The sequence below is a fragment of the Streptomyces sp. NPDC021115 genome, from assembly GCF_044333065.1.
In the GTDB taxonomy this organism is placed as follows: domain Bacteria; phylum Actinomycetota; class Actinomycetes; order Streptomycetales; family Streptomycetaceae; genus Streptomyces.
The window spans coordinates 19,881-37,848 of the sequence record NZ_JBIRQF010000032.1; the positions used below are offsets into that span (position 1 = coordinate 19,881).

At 68.5% G+C, this 17,968-nt stretch carries 17 protein-coding genes; 5 read left to right on the plus strand and 12 right to left on the minus strand.

Going from position 1 to position 17,968, the window contains the following annotated elements:
• On the minus strand, positions 1-1,770 hold the full coding sequence (locus tag ACH4TL_RS44385; protein WP_398331173.1) for a fatty acyl-AMP ligase: 1,770 nt from the start codon (positions 1,768-1,770) through the stop codon (positions 1-3).
• 282 nt (positions 1,771-2,052) lie between these two features.
• Here ACH4TL_RS44385 and ACH4TL_RS44390 point away from each other — a divergent pair, with 282 nt between their 5' ends.
• Entirely contained in the window at positions 2,053-2,685 is a 633-nt protein-coding gene (locus ACH4TL_RS44390) for a transposase (protein WP_398331170.1), read from the plus strand.
• 34 nt (positions 2,686-2,719) lie between these two features.
• Here ACH4TL_RS44390 and ACH4TL_RS44395 read toward each other — a convergent pair whose 3' ends face one another.
• The 4 genes from ACH4TL_RS44395 to ACH4TL_RS44410 form a co-directional block, all read right to left on the minus strand.
• Positions 2,720-4,657 carry an HAD-IIIC family phosphatase gene (locus ACH4TL_RS44395; protein WP_398331166.1) on the minus strand — a complete coding sequence of 646 codons (1,938 nt, stop codon included), beginning with the start codon at positions 4,655-4,657 and terminating at the stop codon, positions 2,720-2,722.
• Positions 4,654-4,926 (minus strand): hypothetical protein, encoded by a 273-nt coding sequence (locus ACH4TL_RS44400; protein ID WP_398331163.1) that lies wholly within the window; start codon positions 4,924-4,926, stop codon positions 4,654-4,656. Before ACH4TL_RS44400 ends, ACH4TL_RS44395 begins: the two co-directional genes overlap by 4 nt.
• Positions 4,927-5,252: 326 nt before the next feature.
• Positions 5,253-5,468, minus strand: a complete 216-nt coding sequence (locus ACH4TL_RS44405; RefSeq protein ID WP_398331160.1) for a hypothetical protein — start codon at positions 5,466-5,468, stop codon at positions 5,253-5,255.
• Positions 5,469-5,495: 27 nt separating this feature from the next.
• On the minus strand, positions 5,496-6,287 hold the full coding sequence (locus tag ACH4TL_RS44410; RefSeq protein WP_398331157.1) for a thioesterase II family protein: 792 nt from the start codon (positions 6,285-6,287) through the stop codon (positions 5,496-5,498).
• Positions 6,288-7,003: 716 nt separating this feature from the next.
• Here ACH4TL_RS44410 and ACH4TL_RS44415 point away from each other — a divergent pair.
• The 3 genes from ACH4TL_RS44415 to ACH4TL_RS44425 all read left to right on the plus strand — a co-directional run bounded on the left by ACH4TL_RS44415 (position 7,004) and on the right by ACH4TL_RS44425 (position 9,123).
• Positions 7,004-7,444, plus strand: coding sequence for an SRPBCC family protein (locus ACH4TL_RS44415; protein ID WP_398331154.1), 441 nt, complete (start codon positions 7,004-7,006; stop codon positions 7,442-7,444).
• 90 nt (positions 7,445-7,534) lie between these two features.
• Positions 7,535-7,762 carry a hypothetical protein gene (locus tag ACH4TL_RS44420; RefSeq protein ID WP_398331151.1) on the plus strand — a complete coding sequence of 76 codons (228 nt, stop codon included), beginning with the start codon at positions 7,535-7,537 and terminating at the stop codon, positions 7,760-7,762.
• 110 nt (positions 7,763-7,872) lie between these two features.
• Positions 7,873-9,123, plus strand: coding sequence for an FAD-dependent monooxygenase (locus ACH4TL_RS44425; RefSeq protein WP_398425490.1), 1,251 nt, complete (start codon positions 7,873-7,875; stop codon positions 9,121-9,123).
• Between the two features lie 118 nt (positions 9,124-9,241).
• Here ACH4TL_RS44425 and ACH4TL_RS44430 read toward each other — a convergent pair whose 3' ends face one another.
• The 3 genes from ACH4TL_RS44430 to ACH4TL_RS44440 form a co-directional block, all read right to left on the minus strand.
• A complete protein-coding gene (locus tag ACH4TL_RS44430; RefSeq protein ID WP_398331145.1) occupies positions 9,242-10,480 on the minus strand; it encodes a cytochrome P450 in 1,239 nt (412 codons plus the stop codon).
• 88 nt (positions 10,481-10,568) lie between these two features.
• A complete protein-coding gene (locus ACH4TL_RS44435) occupies positions 10,569-10,988 on the minus strand; it encodes a DUF4260 family protein (protein ID WP_398331142.1) in 420 nt (139 codons plus the stop codon).
• A 404-nt stretch (positions 10,989-11,392) separates the two neighbouring features.
• Positions 11,393-11,836, minus strand: coding sequence for a transposase (locus tag ACH4TL_RS44440; RefSeq protein WP_398331224.1), 444 nt, complete (start codon positions 11,834-11,836; stop codon positions 11,393-11,395).
• 170 nt (positions 11,837-12,006) lie between these two features.
• On the opposite strand from ACH4TL_RS44440, the gene ACH4TL_RS44445 reads away from it, so the two are divergent.
• Positions 12,007-12,213, plus strand: a complete 207-nt coding sequence (locus tag ACH4TL_RS44445; protein WP_398331139.1) for a hypothetical protein — start codon at positions 12,007-12,009, stop codon at positions 12,211-12,213.
• 437 nt (positions 12,214-12,650) lie between these two features.
• Here ACH4TL_RS44445 and ACH4TL_RS44450 read toward each other — a convergent pair whose 3' ends face one another.
• The 4 genes from ACH4TL_RS44450 to ACH4TL_RS44465 form a co-directional block, all read right to left on the minus strand.
• Positions 12,651-13,889, minus strand: coding sequence for a beta-ketoacyl-[acyl-carrier-protein] synthase family protein (locus ACH4TL_RS44450; protein WP_398331136.1), 1,239 nt, complete (start codon positions 13,887-13,889; stop codon positions 12,651-12,653).
• Positions 13,886-14,122 (minus strand): acyl carrier protein, encoded by a 237-nt coding sequence (locus ACH4TL_RS44455; protein WP_398331133.1) that lies wholly within the window; start codon positions 14,120-14,122, stop codon positions 13,886-13,888. The genes ACH4TL_RS44450 and ACH4TL_RS44455 overlap by 4 nt, the downstream gene beginning before the upstream one ends.
• 34 nt (positions 14,123-14,156) lie before the next feature.
• Complete coding sequence (locus ACH4TL_RS44460; protein ID WP_398331130.1) at positions 14,157-15,146, minus strand: beta-ketoacyl-ACP synthase III; 990 nt, start codon at positions 15,144-15,146, stop codon at positions 14,157-14,159.
• A gap of 981 nt (positions 15,147-16,127) precedes the next feature.
• Positions 16,128-17,609 carry a class I adenylate-forming enzyme family protein gene (locus ACH4TL_RS44465; protein ID WP_398331127.1) on the minus strand — a complete coding sequence of 494 codons (1,482 nt, stop codon included), beginning with the start codon at positions 17,607-17,609 and terminating at the stop codon, positions 16,128-16,130.
• Positions 17,610-17,968: the final 359 nt, after the last annotated feature.

Consider the following 17,968-nt stretch of genomic DNA (forward strand, 5'->3'; position numbering starts at 1 on the left):
TCAGCTCACCGGCTCCAGGCCCAAGGATCCGATGAGCTCGCGTACTGCCGGATCGAGCACGGCGTGCAGCGGAGTGACGGCACCGTCCAGGAAGAGCTTGCGCATCAGAGTCCGCTGGATCTTGCCGCTGGTCGTCCTGCGGACGACGCCCGGGCGCACCAGCAGAACGTTACCCGCGGGCACGGCGAACTCGCGGCTGATCAGCTCTTGCACTCGGGAAGTCGCGCTCATGAGGTCCCCACCGGCGAGGGCGCTCGGGTGGACCTCGTGAATCACCACCAGGCATTCCTGGTCGGTATCGACGGAGAAGACGGCTCCGGGCCCGAAGGCCGGGTCCAGTGCGCGCACTGCGCTCTCCACGTCAGAGGGGTAAATGTTGCGCCCGTTGATCAGAACCATCTCCTTCAGACGGCCCGTCACAAACAGCTCGCCGTGCTCCGTCGCCCCCAGGTCACCGGTCCTCAGCCAGGGCCCGAGTTCCTGTGCACCGGCGATCCTGGCGTCGAAGGTCTCGGCGTTGACCTCGGGTCGCCCCCAGTAGCCGGCGGACACACTGGCGCCGCGCACCCAGATCTCGCCGACCCCGCCCTCAGGGCGCTCCTCGCGGGTCTTCGGGTCGACGATACGTACCTCGAAGTCCTCCGCACGTACCACGCCGCTCGACACCAGAGTCCGTGTCGGTGCCTGTAGGAACGGCCCGTCCAGCCGACCCGCTTCCAGTCCGGCGGAATCCACCTCGCGCAGCACTGCCGTGCAGCCGGGCCGCTTGCCGGAGACCAGCAGCGTGGTTTCGGCCATGCCGTAGCAAGGGAAGGCGCTGTCGGCAGAGAATCCGTACGGTGCGAACCGCTCGGCGAACGCCCGCAGGGTGTCAGCCCGGACGGGCTCCGAGCCGTTGCAGGCGACCCGCCAGCTGGACAGATCGATGCCTTCCAGACGCGCATCGGGCACTCGCCGGACACACATGTCGTAGGCGAAGTTGGGGGCGGCGGAGAGGTTCACCCGGTGCTCGCTAAGCAGTTCCAGCCAGCGCACGGGTCGACGAAGAAAGGAGGTCGGCGACATCAGCACGGCGCTGGAGCCAAGCCAGAGAGGCAGCAGTACGTGCCCGATCAGGCCCATGTCGTGGAAGAAGGGCAGCCAGCCGCCGACGACCGTGTCCCCGTCGCTGCCTGTGGAGCGCTGGATGGCGGCCTCGTTGGCCAGTAGATTGCCGTGCGAGACCATCACCCCCTTGGGCTCACTTGTCGACCCGGAGGTGTACTGGAGGAACGCCAGGTCGTCGGAGTGCAGCTTCGGGTCGACCCAGGCGGCGGGGTCGCCAGTGAAGGCATCCGTCGCGAGGCAGCGCACATCGGAGAAGCCCTCCTGCGCCAGCCATACCTCCATGTCCGGCGCGTGCTTCCCGAGGGTCAGCACCGCCCCGACCTGGGCGTCTCGGATGATTCCGGACACTCGCTGGAAGCCCTGGCCCTGCTCGGTAGGCAGCGGCGCCGGAACGGCCACCGCGCCGGCGTACAGGCACCCCACGAACGCCTTGAGGAAGTCCAGCCCCGACGGGTACAGCAACAGGACCTGGCGACCGCTCAGCCCCCGATCCTGCAGCAAAGCCGCGAGTCCTTTCGCCGCGCGGTCGAGGCCGGCGTACGAGAGCCGCTCCGGTTCCGCCCCTCGCGCCCCGTTCTCCAGGAACAGGTAGGCGTCCGCATCCTCACGTTGCTCCCCCCGCGCAAGCACCAGCTCCGCAAACGATCGGAAGTCCGCCATCATCAATCCCCTCGTTCGGCCGACACAACCAGGCTGATCCTTCGTTCGGGCACTAAAGCCGTCTTTGAAGCCGGTGGTAGGGACCCTGGATGCGCTGACCGAGGCGGCCCGGGAGGCCGGCATCGACATCCACCGATCCCCGGTCCGCCGCGTCCTGCTGGCCGGGGGGGGTGTGATGACGTCGCTCGCGGTCATTGACCAGCTCCACGTACCTGGAATGCACAGCAAAAGAGCCCGGATCGAAAATCTCTACGCGCACCCTCTCCAGGGCGCGGGATCAAGGCGATGCTGGACAACTCCCGCGGCCCGAAGAAGACCTGGGTATACGGTGCGCTGCGGGTCACGGGCGGCGCGGCGGTGACCATGACCGCACCGTCCCGGAGCAGCCCGCACCACCAGCACTTCCTCGCCGAGGTCGAGGCCGCGGCCCCGGGCCGCGGCACCATCTTCGTGATCACCGACAGCCCCTCCAGCCACCACAGCTACTCCACCCGCACCTGGCTGGAGGGCCATCCCCGCATCCAGCACGTGTTCATCACGGTCGGAGCCTGCTGGCCGAACCTCCAGGAAGGCTGGTGGCGGATCTTCCGCCACCACGCCAAGCGATGGATCCGGGGACAGCCACCACCGCCCCCGCAAGACCTGCGGCGACGATTCGTCCAAACCTTTCGAGGAACGCAGCACTGGGTGCGCTTGTCGAGTCCGCCCAGCTGCGCCCACAGCTCCCGCTCCCGCGCCGAGAAGGGGGCTCCTCGGGGCAGGCGCTTGGGGTGGGGCCGCCAGCGGCTCATCCAGCGGTACGACGGCCGGCTCCGGTACGGGGCGGGCGGCCAGGCAATTCTCGGTGACCACGCCGAACATCACGCCGAGGTCGGCCAGTGTCCAGCCCCAGCCGCTGGCCGCACGGCGCACCGCTGATCTCCATCGCCTTCCCGATTCCACCGCCACCCCCTCAGTCCGTGTCCATGGCAAAGTCCACGGCCAGGCGGACGTGGCTCGGCACCTCGGGCAGGGTGCCCAGGCCGTGCCGGAACGTCATCTCGCCGGTTGCGCTCTCACCCGTCTTCGTGAAGCCCAGCGACGGATAAAGGCCCCGCACCTTGCGGTTCTTAGCGGTCGGCCGGTAGCGGGCGTGGACGGCCGGCGCCCCGGCCTCGCGGGCACGTCCCAGCACGGCCGCCAGGGCAGCCTGCTCGATGCCTCGGGCGAAGACCCGGCAGCTGAGCAGCGCGTTGTCGATGTGCCACCCGTCCTCGGCGATCCGCATCAGCACCAGGCCCACCAGTCCGTTGTCACCGAAGCGGTCGGTGGAGCGAACGGCGAGTACCTGATGTTCGGCGGAGTCCAGCCGGGTCCGGATGTCGGCTGCTTGCAGCCGCTCGGTGGTGAGGTTGAACTGGTTGGTTCTCAGGGTGATCTGAGAGGCCCTGGCCACCTCGTGGTCCCGCACCGGGGAGAGGGCGACGCTCACGTCGAGCTGGGCCAGATAGTGCTCCATCGAGCCGACACTGTCCAGCAGGTCCTGGCGAGCGGCCTCGGCCCCGTACTGGCCCGCGCGGGTCCGGTCCTCCATGGTCAGCGCGGCGACGTCGAACCAGCCGTCCGCGAGTAGTCGCTCCACGTGCAGGGCCGGTTCCTCATCCAGCCGTACGACCGCCACCTGGGACAGGTTGCTCGCAACTAGCCCACACTCAAAGGGAGAATCGTCAGCGAAGACGAAGCTGTCCACGCCGAGGTTGAGTTTCCTGGCGATGTCCAGCAGATTGCCGTCCTTGGGCTCCCAGTTGGCGTTTACCCGAACGAAGTCGTCCTCCCGGAGCACCATGTCGGGGTGGTCGCGAAGCACTTCGAGCACCCGTTCCTGGTCGTTCTTGCTGGCCACAGCCAGCAGCACGCCCTGGGAGCCGAGCTGCGCCAACACCCGCTGGAACCGCCCGAACGCCTCTCCCCGGTACGTGGTGGCCGCGGCGATGCCTTCGGGTCCGTCGTCGCCCAGGATGCCGTCCCACAGGGTGTTGTCGAGGTCCACCACCAGTACCTTCTTGGCCCGCCCGCGCAGGTCGCGCGCCAAGTGACCGACCTCGCGGGCGTACGCCGCGAGCAGTTCCTCGCCGAGGTGGGCCTTGGCGTATGCGGCCAACCGGGGCTCGTTTACCGGGCCACCCGAGGCAATCAGCGGGTCCAGGTCGACCATGCGCACCCGCTCATGGGCAGCTGCGATACCTAGCAGACCGGCGTTGAACTCCCGCCACGCGATCCCGAGCCGGGCCCGGGACCGCGCGTCGACCAGCTGACGGGTGTGAGTGGAAGACAGCGGCAGGGTGTTGAGCACCAGGGTTCCGGTGCCGTTCTCGACGTAGCGGGCGGCCAGCGATTCCAGCAGGCACAACTGCACCGAGAGGACCCGTTCCAGGTCCTCCACCCGCCAGGGATTCGGCAGTTCGTCGAAGACCACTTGGGCGTCCAGAACACACAGGACGAGGTCTATGCCCGTGGCGTACAAGTCGCTTTGAGTGTCCTGGAGTTCGCGTAGCCAGGAGCCGAAGTCGCCGGAATGCACCTTCGGTACGAAGCCGTGGCGGGCGAGTTCGGCGGTGAGCGGGGCGACGAGGGCGCCCAGGGTGGAGTGCCCGGTCACCGCCACGGTGACCGCCTCCAGCCCCTCGCCGCTATCCAGCACCTGTGCCGGGTCCAGCCGGGACAGCAGCTGGCCGGCCCGGACCAGGTCACCCCCGGGCGCCCCGGCCGGTTCGGCCGCCGTCGCCATTTCGGCCAACAACCCGGGCACCTGCCGAAACTCCTGGGTCAGCCGCCCCTCGTCGTACAGGACGCGCAGTCGGTCCAGCGGCCCGGTTCGTTCGCCGGTGACGGTGTTCACAACCGCGGTCACAGCCTCTCCTTCGCCGCCCCCTGATGGACGCGCCGAGCCTGCGGGACACCACTTAAGCCTTCCTTGCGCGCGTCCCGGCCCGCCAGGTTCTGTGCCGTGCTCGGGTCGACGACCCGCACCGCGAAGTCCTCGGCGCGCACCACACCGCCGCTCACGAGGGTTCGTTGCGGACTTCCCTGCCGGGGTGCGGCGAGTCCACCGGGCTCCAGGGCGGCCGCATCGACGGTGCGGGTGGCGGGGCGGCTGCCAAGGGCTCCGCGCCCCGCCACCGAGCGTGACGCCGTGCTCGCCGATCATCTTCAGCCAGCCGCTGCAGGAAGGCCAGATCGTCGGGGCGCAGCGCGGGTGCGCGTCACTGCGCCGCGTCACTGACCCAACCTGCGCCGGTGGCGATGCACGGCACCGGGTCCGGCCGACCGGCCGGGCAGGCTGTGCGTCGACGTACGGGGCGGTCGTGACGACCGCCCCGATCCCCGCGTCCGCAGCTGTCCGGGACAGCCGCTCGAAGTGGCGCTCGCGGTTGGACGGGACCGCAGCGGGGACGGTCACGGCACCCGCATACGGGCAGCCGCGTACAGGCAGCCGACGAAAGACGTCACAAAGGACGGGTCCGAGGGTGGGGAAGCAGAATCTGCCGACCGGACAGACCGCTGTGCTGCGGCCACGACGCGAAGTCCTTGGCCTGCCGGCCCAGCTCGGCGCAGCTGAGCCGTTCGGTGCCCGCGTCACGGACGAAGACGAACGCCTCCGCCTCACTGCGTTCGGCGGCCCGCGCCAGCCCCCGTTCGGTGTAGGACTCCTGGTATGGCATCAGTTCATCTCCCGGGCGGTGGGCGGCTCAGGAGGACAGGGCATCGGCGAGAGCTGGCTCGTAGGCGTACCGGCAGGTCAGGTTGGCGAGTTCACGCAGGAAGGAATCCTCGTGGGCCCGGATGAAGAAGTGCCCTCCGGGCATCACCCGCACCTCGCAGCCGCGTGCGGCATATCGCCTCCAGGCCAGCAGCTCCGGCAGCGACACCAGCCGGTCCCGGGCACCGACGAACAGGTGCAGCGGTACCCGCACGGACTCGATGTCGGACCCGCTGGAGGTGGTGCACAACAACAGGTCGTCACGGGCAATGGGCAGCAGTGCAGCAAGAAAGTCGGGGTGCTTCAGAATGGCCTTCGGAATGCCTCCCAGCCTGGCGAGTTCAGCGGCCAGCTCTTCATCACTCGCGCCCGGGTCGGCGATCTCCGGCGCAGGCAGATGAGGGGCCCGGTAGGAGCTCAGCACCAGAGCGAGCGGGAGCGGGGCACCGCGCTGCTGACGGCGGCAAGTGAGCGCATAGGCGATCAGCGCGCCCATGCTGTGACCGTAGAACACGTGCGGGTACTCCAGCTCGCTTTCGAGCTGCTCGTCCAGGTCGGCAACCAGGTCGTGCAGGTCGTGGAAGCGGGGCTCGTTCATCCGCCCCTCGCGGCCGGGCAGTTGAACGGGCATCACCCGCGCCCCCGCGCCATAGGCGTCGAGGCCGCGCTGCCAGCGCCGGTACGCCGACGCCCCGCCACCCGCATACGGGAAGCAGAGCAGCCGCAGCCCGGCACTGTCGTCCGGTCCGGACAGGGAAGTCTGGGACAGGTAACGCGTCATACCGTTCCGCCTCGGGCTCGTCCGATGTCGGGATACCCACCGGGACCAGCCCGAACTGCGTGGCCGCGGACGGCCGGCCGGCGGGCGGTGCACGGCCGGGCTCCGAACGCGGTGATTCGAAAGGGCCGATTACAGAGCCCCTGGGGGAACCGGGTCACACGGACACAGGCGGATCACCAGCCCGGCCAGCCGGATACCTCGACGCACGGTTGGGCAGGCCCCGGCAGGCGTGCGACAAGAATGGGGTCTCCTGCTAAAAGACAGCCAAACCGGAGGCGGCTGAGTCCAGCGCGGGGTCGTCGCGGAGGATGCTCGATGCCCGGCCACCGCCAGCCGCTCGAAGATCCGGGCATCGACCTCTGTGCCCTGACCATTGCGCTCCCACCTCATCCCCGAAAGCGTATTCGGCTGTGCCCGGTCACTGGCCATCCTGCTGCTCTCGGAGTGCGCGGTGGTCGCCCGGCAGGCGGGCGGCCGGCGCTGACAGGAACACACCGCCCGGGGCTCATCTTGGCGCTCTCCGCCGGACCACCGGAGGACGTCGTCGGCCCGCTGGAGGTCCGTCCCGGTGTGTGGCTGCTGCCGGACGCCTGTCGCTAAAGCGCAACTAAGGGGGCGTTCCGGCACGCTAGGGGAACCAGGTTGTCCTGGCTACCGTGGATTCCCGATCCCCCTGTGAACGGTTCCCGACGGGGCCGTGAAAGGAGCGCAACACCATGCGCCGCATCTCCTCCGAGGTCCAGATCGACGCCAGCGCCGAAGAGGTGTGGTCCGTGCTGACCGACTTCTCGCGGTTCCATGAATGGAACCCCTTCCTCGTGGAGGCCTCGGGCCGGGCACTTGTCGGGCAGCGCCTCAGTCTGCGGTTCCGCCTGCCGAACGGCGGTCGCGAGATGACGTTCAAACCGACCGTGCTCGTCAGTGAACCGGGACGCCTCCTGCGCTGGCGCGGCCGCCTCGGCACTCCAGGAGTCTTCGATGGCCTGCACAGCTTCGCACTGACGCCCCGTGACGGGGGCACGCACGTCCTGCAGACGGAGACGTTCACGGGCATACTCGTACTTGTCACCGGTCCGGTCATCAGACAGAGCGAAGTGGGTTTCGGCCAGCTCACCGACGCCCTGAAGACTCGAGTTGAGGCCCGGGCCACCGCCTGAAGCCCGCTCTGCCAGCCTTGAGTGAGGCATCCCGCCGCCACCACCGCCCGGTGTCCGCGATGTACCGGATCCTGCGCAGGGAAGGGCCAGGTGGGCGAGCGCCGGCGGCAGGCCGGCCACCTCGCCAAGATGGTGCCCGAGCTGGTGGCCACCGGCCCGTCGCAGGTGTTCACCCGGTCGCACCCGCACCCGCAGGTCTCCACCGACATTCCCTACAGCGAGGCCCAGTCCACGACCACGACGTACATGTCCGACCACCCCGAGCGCTTCGGCTCCCTGGCCCACGCCCGCGACTGGATCAACGACCCGACCACGTGAAATCCTCCGACGCGCTGCGTTTCCGCGAAAGAAGAGGTCCGCAAGAGCCTCTTTAGCCCATGTCGGGACGATCGACTCACCGTGACTCCTCCGGAAAGGCAGCATTGACGATGACTAATGGGCTAACGGCACAGGTGTGCGTAGTCGGAGGAGGGCCCGCGGGACTCACGCTCGCCGTGGAGCTCGCCAAACGTTCGATCTCCGTCGTGGTCGTGGAGCAGAGCGGCCACTTCGACCGGTCGTTCCGCGGCGAGTCCATCTCCCCCGACTCGGTCTGGCTTCTGGACCGGCTGGGGCTCCTCGGCCGACTCGACGGCTCCTACCAGCAGATGCACCACATGGAGATCATGGACGCGGGCAGCACCGTGCTGCGCGCCGACTTCACACGGTTCCCGTACCCACACCCCTACCCGGTGGAGCTGCCCCAACCCGCGTTGCTGTCGGCCCTCGCCGGGCTGGGAGAAGAGCACCTGGAGCACTTCACCCTGGTACGCAAGGCAACGGCGACCGGCCTGCTACAGGAGGGCGACGGGCCGGTGACCGGGGTGCGGGCTCGTACCCCGGACGGCGAGATGACCGTTCGGGCAGCCTTGACGGTGGCGGCGGACGGCCGGTTCAGCAAGGTACGAGAGATGTCCGGACTGCCGTACACCCGCGTCCCGTTGGAGCGGGACGTCGTGTGGCTGAAGCTCCCCTTCCCCAAGGAGTGGGACGATCGTACGTACCGCATCCGCATCCATGGCGACCAGCACGGGCTGTTCATCCCTACGCAGCCGGACAGTGTGCGGGTCGGCTTCAACATCCCCAAAGGCGGCCTCAAGGAGTTGCGTGCCCAAGGGCTGCCCGCCCTGTACTCGCGCCTGGATCGGCTCGCTCCCGAACTGTCGGCCGCTGTGCGTTCGGAGATACGGAGCTGGTCCGACACCTCCATGCTGGACATCTTCACCACGCTGATGCCGCGCTGGCACCGTCCCGGGCTCATCCTGACCGGCGATGCGGCGCACACCCTGACACCCATTCTTGGGCAGGGCGTCAATCACGCCATCATCGATGCGGTGACCCTGGCGCCGCTGGTGCAGCAGGCCTTCACGGCCGGTGGCACGCCCGAGCAGCTGACGTGCGCGGCCGAGAGGTTCCAGCGGGCGCGTGAAGCCTCGGTGGGCAAGTCCCGTCAACTTCAGCTGCGCCAGGAACGGCTGTTCGCGCTGCACGGCGCGGGCAGTGTGTTGCGTCGCGCCCTCTACCGCGTGATGGACCACAGTCAGCCGCTGAAGCAGCGGGTGCTCGCGGGCGCCTACTTCCAGCTGCAGAAACCCGGCCCGCACCAGGCCGTCGCCCAGGGGCCCAACTCGCTCGTGTGAGGGCACACCCAGCCCCCGGTAGTTGCCGCAACGACACCGGCACCTTCCCCCATACGTCATCGGCCGTCACCTCCCCCATCGGGTAGTGACGGCCGACGATGTCATCCGGCAGGCCGGCTTACCAGGTCACGGGCAGCCGGGTCAGTCCGTGCACCATCATTCCGCTGGTCATGCGCAGCCCTTCGACTTCCTCGGCGAGTTTGAGTCCGGGGAAACGGCGCAGCAGCGTCCCAATGACGATCTGCAGCTCGGCTCGGGCGAGTGCGGCACCGAGACAGTGGTGCGGCCCGTGCCCGAAGGCCAGATGCTGTCCCGCAGAAGGCCGGGCCGGGTCGAAGTCGGACGGCAGCCCTTCCGGGAATCGGCCAGCGTCCTGGTTGGCCGAGCATATCGCCGCGATCACCGCGCTTCCCTTCGGGATCACTGTGCCGCCCAGCTCCACGTCCTCCAATGTGACGCGCAGCGGGCCCCCGTCTCCGATCGGGTTGATCCGCAGCAGTTCCTCTACCGCATGCTCGATCATCTCGGGGCGCTCACGCAAGGCGGCGAGGTGCTCAGGATGACGCAGCAGGGTGAGGACAGAGGTTCCGATCATGGAGACGGTCGTCTCATGGCCGGCGACGAGCAGGATGATGCACATGGTGATCAGCTCTTGCTCAGTGAGCTTGCCGTCCTCGTCGTGCGCGGCGACGAGCGCACCGATGAGGTCATCGGGGCGCTCCTCGCGTTTGCGGTCGATGAGCTCCTTGAGATAGGCGATCATCGACGCGCGCTGAGCCGCGGACTCCTCCTCGGTGTGCGAGGTGAGCGACACGAATGCGTCCGACCATGTGCGGAAGCGGTCCCGGTCCTCGAAGGGCACTCCGAGCAGCTCACAGATCACCATGACCGGCAGGGGGAAGGCCAGCTCGGTGTTGAGGTCGACTGGTGGGGACAGCTGTTCCATGGAGTCGAGCAGGCCATCGGTCAACTCTTGGATGCGCGGGCGCAGTTGCTGTACACGGCGGTTGGAGAACTCCCGTAGCACCAGCTTGCGCAACCGGGTGTGCTCGGGCGGGTCCATGGTGAACAGCCCACCGGCCAGCGGCGGGGTCTTCGAGAGCTGGGGCGCACCCGGAGCCACGGTGGCTGCACGGCTGTACGCGCCGTCGGCGAGCACCGTGCGCACGTCGTCGTATCGACTGACCACGTACCCCGTGTCGCCGCTGGGAAGTCGTACGTGCGCGACGGGGCACTTGTCTCGCAGCTCGGCGTAGACAGGGGGTATCTCGATCGCTGACGGTCGGTGGAACGGGTAGCTGAGAGCAGGGCCGTCGGTCGCGGAGGGCTCGTGGGCCGTCCGCTGATTCGTGTCCATGGAGAAAGCCTCCTGAGATGAGCCTTGGTCGAGGTCGTGCGGAGCTTCGGTCGCCGCGTCCAGGCCGCGGAAGCCGCTCGGTCGGCGCTCAGCGCTGCCAGCCGTCGGCAGTGCGCAGTCCGTAGCCCAACGCCCGATCAGAAGCGATGTGCAGCAGCCAGCCGAGTGCCAAGGTGAACAGCCCCGTGTTGGCACCCGGTCCGTCGCCCGGCAGGAAAGGGATGACGACGAGCGCCAGAATCGGGACGATCGGCCGGTGGACGAGGTTGTAGGCGGCCACCTTGCCGCGTGGGAGCTGCCCGGGTTCGTGCGGCCCCGACGGCCCGACGATCAGCGTCAGGTCAGGAGCGATGAAGCCCACAATGCCCAGCGGAATCGTCGCGCCGGGGTGGTTGACCATCTCGAGCACGGTCCAGGCCAGCAGAAATACGGCGAACAGGGCCCAGGCTCCACGGACCGAGCCCGAGGCTGAACTCCGGGTGGCGTTATGGCGCGTTGGGGATGTCATGCATTCACTCCTTGCAGGGAGACGGCGGCCGAGATCCAGCTTGGGGCGGGGTGCTAAACGGTTGGCAAAGCGACGAGCCCAGCGGTACGGGATTTGGCCATGCATTAGCCGTGAGTCACACCCTTCTCGTCGTGCCGGCCGGGATCCGCATCGTGTGAGCAGACGACGTCCTCACGGTCGGGTGTCTACCTCCGTGAGGTTGCCCCGGCGTGCGGGAGGTGTTGGTCAGCTGGTCAGGGCTGATTGACGGAAACTCAGATTCGTTCTGTCGTTGCCTGGTTAGCGTAGTGCTGCTCCTCGGACTCGACGGGGCTGAGGTAGCCGAGCTGCTTACGTATGCGCCGGGAGTCCGACCGATTCCATGAACGCCTCCACTCCCGCTCCCGGCGGGCGGGGTGTGCGTCTCACGGACGTGTACTGACACCCGTGGTCGGCGTGCTGGACCGGTGGCCCCGGTTCGATCCCGCGGCAAGCGAGCACGTACTCGAGCATGGCCGGCACCAGGTCGGCGTCCGCGCGGGCGAACGTCTCCCACGCGACCACGCGGCGGGAGAACGCGTCGCGGATCGCGGTGTATAAAGCCCTTGCGGCCCGCGCCGCAAACCCTCGCGTTCGAGGACGGCGCACCCGCAGCGAGCCGCACACCCCGCCGGAATGCGCGTGGATTTCCCTGACCCACCAGGTGAGTTCGGCGTCCCGCCACTTGTGCTGCGCAGCGCGGCGAGTTCGGCGCGTTCGTCGGTGGTGAGCCGGTCGTCGCGCTCGCCGGCATCCTCCTCGGCCTGGCGGATCCAGCCGCGCAGGGCCTCCGGATGCACGCCGAGGTCGACGGCCGCTTCTTGATCTATGGCTTCGGATCAGAGGTGCGATGGATCCGCACCGCGCGCTCACGCAACTCCAGCGAGTATTTCCGGGGTGCAGCCATAGCCAAAGGTCTGCTCATGAATCCCAACTGATTTTCCGTCACCGTTTGCCGCATCTCGGGGGAACCTCAGTCGTCTGGGTCCCCACCAGGCTGATGTCCGCACACCGCAAACTGCACGCCGCGATCGCCACCCCTGGCCTGGACCGTCACCGCATCGACGACCACGTGCGCGAGCTGCGCGAGCTGGTCGGCTCACGTGCTGGCCACATCCGACGCCACACCATGGTGATCAACCAGCTCAAGGCATGCGCCCCCGGCGGACGTGGACGCTCATGTCCGTGGTGTCCACCAGCTCTGTAAGCGAGGTCATGCCGGGCCGGCGGGTGAGGTCGCCCGGAGGGTGGTCGAGCGGGCTACTCGGCCAGGGCACTGCCCAGAGTTGAACCGAACCCATGACCTGGAACGACAATTCGTCGCTATGCTCGACGCCCGTGACGCCGCATCGCTGCCGGGCTGGCTCGAGCAACTCGCGGCCTCCCGGCTCCCAGCCGTACCGGGGTTCCGCTCCTCCGGCAACGCGTCATCCTCATGGCCCACCTCCGACGCCGCCACACCTCCGACCGCAGTACTTGTACCTCCCTTGCTCCGACCCACGGCATGACGGCGACAAGGACTCTGGTCAGCAGTGGCAAGTCAAGTCGCTCGTGCAGTTCGGCGTACTCAAGTCCGCGCCTGAGCGGCACCCGGCGAGACCGGCCCGCGGTAGCGGGGCCGCCCGCCGCGCCCGATCCTCGCGGTCAGGCGCGGCCGAGAACGACCACTGCGTTGTGCCCCCCGAAGCCGAAGGAATTGCTCACGGCCGCGGACAGCGGCGCGGACCGGGCATTGCCGTGGACGATGTCCACCCGGGCGATGTCCGACCCGGGGGTGTGGAAGTTAGCGGTCGGCGGTATCAGCCCGTCACGTATCGACAGGGCTGTGAACGCGGCCTCGACGGCTCCGGCCGCGCCGAGCATATGGCCGGTGACCCCCTTGGTCGACGTGACCGCGACATCGTCCCCGAAGACCCGCTCCAGCAGACGGGCCTCGACGGCGTCGCCCTGTGGTGTGCCGGTGGCGTGGGCGTTGACAAGTCCGATGTCCGCGGCGTCGAGCTGCGCGTCCTCCAAGGCCCGCAGTATGGCGAGTTGTGCCATGCGGCCCTCTGGATCCGGGGCAGTGAGGTGATGGGCATCCGTGGTCGATCCGTACCCCAGCACCCGTGCGTAGCCGCGGCGGCCGCGGGCCCGGGCATCCTCGGACCGCTCCAGGACGAGGACGACGGCGCCCTCCGCGAGCACGAAGCCGTCCCGGTCCCGGTCGAAGGGACGCGACGCGCCAGACGGGTCGTCCTGCCGTCGGGACAGGGCCTTGAGCCGGTCGAAAGCCGTGGCGACCAGCGGTGTCACGGCGGCCTCGGTGCCGCCGGCCAGCACCACGTCACAGCGGCCTGCCCGCAGCAGGTCCAGGGACAGCCCGAGCGCCGTGGTTCCGGTGGCGCATGCGGTGGACGTGCTGAACGACGGCCCGTGCAGCCCGAGATCCATGGCGATGGTTGTCGCGGCGATGTTACCGATGGCCTTGGGAACCGTCAGCGGGTTGACCGCACGCGGGCTCTTGTCCCGCATGCGCGCGCCCTGCTCCTCCCATGTTTCCTGTCCCCCGATGCCGGTTCCCACCACGACGCCGACCCGGGTCGGATCCCAGACGTGGTCGGCCGCCCCAGCGTCGGCAACGGCCGCTCGCGCGGCGGCGACAGCGAACTGGGTGAAGGGGGCCATCCGCCGGGCTTCCACACCAAGTGTCAGTTCGGCGTCGAAGTCCGTCACGGAACAGCTGAACGGAACCCCCAGGCCTGCGAGGCGTGGATCTGCCGCCGCCGTGGGCCGCCCCTCACACGTCGTCTTCCACGCCGACTGGGTGTCCACGCCGGCCGGCGTCACCAGCCCGAGGCCGGTGATGGTCACATCGGGGCGGGAGTGAGTATGGCGGGTCATGCCGACAGGACCGCCCCCCGGGTCTCGAGGAACTCGGACAGCTCGATCACCGTGGTCTGCGGTCCCAGTTCCTCCTCGTCCACGGTAATCGAGAACTCGTCCTCCAGCTGCGCGGCGAGCTCGGCCAGAGACAGCGAGTCGACCTCCAGTTCGCGGAAGGACTTCGCGGCGTCAATGGTGCCGGGGATCTGGTACACGCCGCTGAGCAGGGTGGTGAGGTAGTCGACGAACATCAGCGTATTCCCTTCGATAGATGAAGTCGGGGGTTCAGATCTCCGAGCCGACAGGTGTGGTCTCGGGCCAGGTGAGGGCGACGGAGCCCCAGGTCAATCCGCCTCCGAAGGCGGTGAGTACGGTTCGGGCACCGGGTTTCAGCTGCCCTGACCGGACGCCGTCGGCCAGTGCGAGCGGGATGGAGGCGGCCGCCGTGTTGGCGAGCCGGGCCACATTGGTCACCGCCGCCCGGGGCGGCAGCCCCAGGCGGTCCCCGACCGCGTCGATGATGCGGGCGTTCGCCTGATGAGGTACGAAGGCCTCGATGTCCTCCGGACCCCAGCCGCAGTCCTTGGTCACCCGCAGCGCCGATCCCACCAACCGGTCGATGGCCTGTATGTAGACCTTCCGGCCCGACATACGGAACCAGCGCTCTCCGGTCGGTTGTTCGGCAACGCCCGGGATATGGATCAGGTCGCCGCCCGCCCCGTCGCTGCCGAGATCGAAGGCGAGCAGGGCGCCCTGCTCGTCCGCGGTGCCGCGGCGCAGCAGAACCGCACCCGCGCCGTCCCCGAACAGCACGGCCGTGGCGCGGTCGGTAGGATCGACGATGCGGGAGTAGGTCTCCGCGGCCACGACGAGGACGCTGTCGAGTATTCCGCTGGTTATCAGGCCCGCCGCCGAGGCGGTCGCGTAGATGAAGCCGCTACAGACCGCGGCCACGTCGAACGCTGCCACCTGACCGAGACCGAGGCGGGAGGCGACCTCCGGGGCGCTGGCAGGACAGGGGCGGTCCGGAGTGGACGTGGCGAGGATCAGGCCGTCGGCCGTGCTCACACCTGCCGAACGCAGGGCGTTCGCGCCGGCGGCACAGGCCAGATCGCGCATCGAGGTCTGTGGATCGACCCGGCGCCTGGCCTCGACACCCGTGCGGGTGCGGATCCACGCGTCGCTGGTGTCCAGATCTCTGGACAGAGAGTTGTTGTCGATCTCGGCGGTCGGCAGACAAGTTCCGAGACCGGCGATGACCGCTGCGGCCGGCATCCGCCTTCCGGTTACGACGCTAGTGGTGAGATCTGTTGCGGACACCTGGCAACCCCCTGAGCTCTCACAGCTCATCACGATGCGTGAATCCGTTCCCGCTCGAGGAGGCGAGCGTTCGGCGAACTTACATCGCTGTCAGCGGACGTGAAAGATTGGCTTATCCAAGGCTTTAGTGAACGCCGGTCATGATGGTGCCGCTGGTCAGCCTTGGCGAGCGGCCGGCCTTGACGGACAGCGCCATGGAAGCGCCTTGATGCATTCCCCCCTGGATCCACCGCGCAGAAGCCGACGAAGAGATTTCGGGGCTCTCACGGTGGTTTTCTGCTGGTGGGCAGAGATGGGCGCCGGGTGACCGCGGGCTGTGCACAGGTTCTCCAGGGCGTCCTGCCAGGGACAGCGCTCGGGGAAGTACCCGGTCAGTGTGCGGATTTCCTGCGTCAACCAGGCCGCAAAACAGCGGAGTTGACGGCGCATGCTGCCGGCCCGGCCCTTAGCGTGGAAGGCGGAGGCCGGGGTGCCCAGCGCGCGGGGGAGGTACTTTCGGCCTCCACCAGCGGCAGGCAGCTGTCGGTGAACACGGCGTGGAAGCGCCAGGCGGCGAACAACTCGACCTGTCCGTCGGGGACCCAGCGGTTCTCGTCCCTGTCCCAGATCGCCTTGGAGTACTTGATCGCAGTCCAGGCGGTCTCGGGGGGCTCCTGCCCGGCGGCAGGCGGCGACGACCTTGGCGGAGGAGAACGCGGAGTCGCCCCGCACCCCGATCATCCCGGTGGCGCCCCTCACCCTCACTGCTCTCGACTGACACTCCCGGCCCACGGCGTCCGTCATGTCCGAGGGTTAGCGCGGCCGACGGTCGGGCTGATGGTCCGCTTTTCCGAACCGGTGCGCGAGGCAATCGCACGACACGTCGGATGAGTTCAGATCAGCAGGGCATCTACGAAACGGACAACATTTCACGTACCGCACTCTCAGAACCGAACTTCACTGCTGAGCCGTGTCGGCCATCACCAGGGCGCGCAACGCCTTGCTGTCGGTCTGACCGTTGGCGATGAGCGGCAGGGCGGGCAGCACCCGGCACAGGTCCGGCACTTTGGCGGCCTCCAGCCGGTCGGCGAGCCTCACCAGCACCTGTTCCGCCGTGAGTTCACCGACGACGAAGAGCACCATGTCTCGGTCGTCCTCCGGAGCCAGCAGGGCCGACTCGCGGACCCCGTCGATATCCAGGACCGCTGTCTCGATCTCCACCGTGCTCATCCGCGAGCCGCGCCGCTTGAACAGGTCGTCCCGCCGCCCCTGGAAGTACAGGTATCCGTCCTCGTCCAGCCAGCCATAGTCACCAGTGTGTAGCGTGACCCTATTCTCCTCCGGGCTCGGCCGGAAACGCAGCGCTGTGGCCTCCGGGGCCCGCCAGTACCCCGCCATCACATGTGGTCCGCGCACCGCGATCTCGCCTATCTCGAATGGGGACAGCCGCCGCCCGTCTTCGTCCACGACCAGCACCTCGGTGCCGGGCAGCGCACGCCCCACCGAGGCCGGTCGTGCCAGGTCCCCGTCGGGTTCCAGGGCGGTGATCCGCTTGCACTCGGCGGTTCCGTACATCGGAACCACGGCTGCGCCAGGGAAGGTGTCCCGCAGCGAGGTGATCAGCGAAGTGCTGAGCGCCGCACCGGTGTTGGTGAACAGCCGGATTCGAGTCGGCCGCGGATCGCGGGAGGCCAGGCGCACCAGCAGCTCACCGAGCGAGGGCACCAGCGGCACGACGGTCGCACCGTGGTCGCGGGCGAACCCCAACAGCCGGGCGCGGCTCTCCGGGCCCGACAGCAGCAGTTCGGCACCGGCCAACGCGGAGAGCAGGATCTGGTAGAGGCCGTAATCAAAGGAGAGCGGCACCGCGGTGAGCACGACATCGTCCGAGCGGTAGTTCAGCCGCTGCGCGACCGCGCGAGCGGCGAAGGCCACCTGCGCGTGAGGGCACGCTACCGCCTTGGGCGCAGCGGTGCTGCCGGAGGTGTAGATCAGCAGTGCCAGTCGGTCGGCAGGCACCTCGGCCTGGGTACGCCCCCCCGGATCCGCGGGCCCAGTAAGGTCCAGCTCGGAGCAGACTACGACCGGCGCCCCTGCCGGCCAGCGCTGCCCGTCGGCCTCCTCCCGTTCCGCTGTCTCCGCCACGATCAGCGCCGGCGCGGAGTCGGCCAGCACCGGTTGCAGGTGGAAGGACTTCATTGCGGGGTTGATCGGGACAAGGACCGCTCCACGCCTCCAGGTACCGAAGAGCAGCGCGGCAAACTCTCGGATACTGCCGACCCGGACCATCACGCGGTCACCCGGTCGGATGCCGTATCCGTCCAGGATCCGGGCGAAGGAGTCGGCCGCCGCGTCCAGTTCCGAGTAGGTCCAGACGCCGTAGCGGTCCCGCACCGCCGGTGCGCTGGGATGGACAGTGGCGGCCTCGCCGAGGAACACCTCGGCTGCATTGGAGATCCGATCGGCGTGCTGGGAACCGACTGCGTTTGCGGTCCCGGCCACAGTTGCCGTTGCGGCTACAGAGTCAAGCGTGCGTGTGGTCAATGGTCCCCCTAAACGATGACAGCCTGCCGGGGACGGCGGACCGTCCAAGCGGCCCCACCCCTTGTTCGCATGGTCAGAGGTCCTGCTTTGGAGCCGCTAAAGGCGGCTGGTCTAGAGGTGAGGTTCCCCCGGTGTGCGGGAGGCGTTCATCCGCTGGTCAGGGCGGGTTGACAGGACGTCAGGTTCGTTCGTTCAGTCATTGCCTGGTTGGGGTGCTCCCGCTGGTTGCTTTGGCTGACTGGCCGCTCGGCGCC